1 protein-coding gene is annotated in these 796 nt (G+C 38.7%); it reads left to right on the forward strand.

Annotation, left to right across the window (positions count from 1 at the left end):
- Nucleotides 1-696, forward strand: a 696-nt coding sequence (locus O3648_RS08440; protein ID WP_371569602.1) for a hypothetical protein, incomplete at its 5' end; no start/stop codon positions are given.
- Nucleotides 697-796: the final 100 nt, after the last annotated feature.

Here is a 796-nt window from a genome sequence, read left to right on the forward strand (position 1 = left end):
CTTAAATCTGGAATTATGCTTAAATCTCGCAATGTTGTTTTTTGCACTGGTCAAGAATCTATTGAAGTACCAGATGGGTATAGTACCCCCTGGGACTTGAATACTCTCCAGGAGGCAAAGCCAGGAGATAAGTTTGCGGTATTTGGAGGTGGGCAAACAGCTGCTACTTTGACTTATGCGCTCTTGAAATTAGGTGCTAACGTTGATTTATATCATAGAGGCGAGTCTATTACTTTTCGTTGCGCAGATGTTCCTGCTGAGTTTTTCAGGCCTGAAGGGCGAGAAAAATACAGAAAAAGTTCATCTTTAGGATTTAAAAAATCTTCAGTTATGCATGAGTATTTAGATATATTTAATGCTTATAGGGCTAAGGGATTCCTAAATATTTATCCAATGGCTCACCTGAAAGACCGTTCTATCTATGTGGATGGAATTAGGGTTGATGGTGAAGGAATGGGTTATAAAAAAATTATTCTCTGTTTTGGTTTGGTGCCGAAGAGTTTTCGTTGCCTTATTGATGAGAGTATAGATATCTGGGATGTGGATTATTGGTGTGCTATTCATGATGGATTGTATGTATTGGGGGCAGGGGCTGAGGCCGCCTTGGGTCCTGCGGCTAAGAATATTGATGGGCATAGAGTTGGCGTGATTAGAATTTTGGATTCTATTACAAGGAAGAGCGAAAAACTAAAATGAAATATTTTGATTTAGTTAAGAGTTTGCCTGATGACTATCCAGGTATTTCTCAATGTGAAATTGTTATGATGTCTTTGGGAAATGAAGTTTTGTATGCTTC

The sequence above is a fragment of the Rothia sp. 27098_8_161 genome (assembly GCF_041432905.1).
GTDB lineage: Bacteria > Actinomycetota > Actinomycetes > Actinomycetales > Micrococcaceae > Rothia.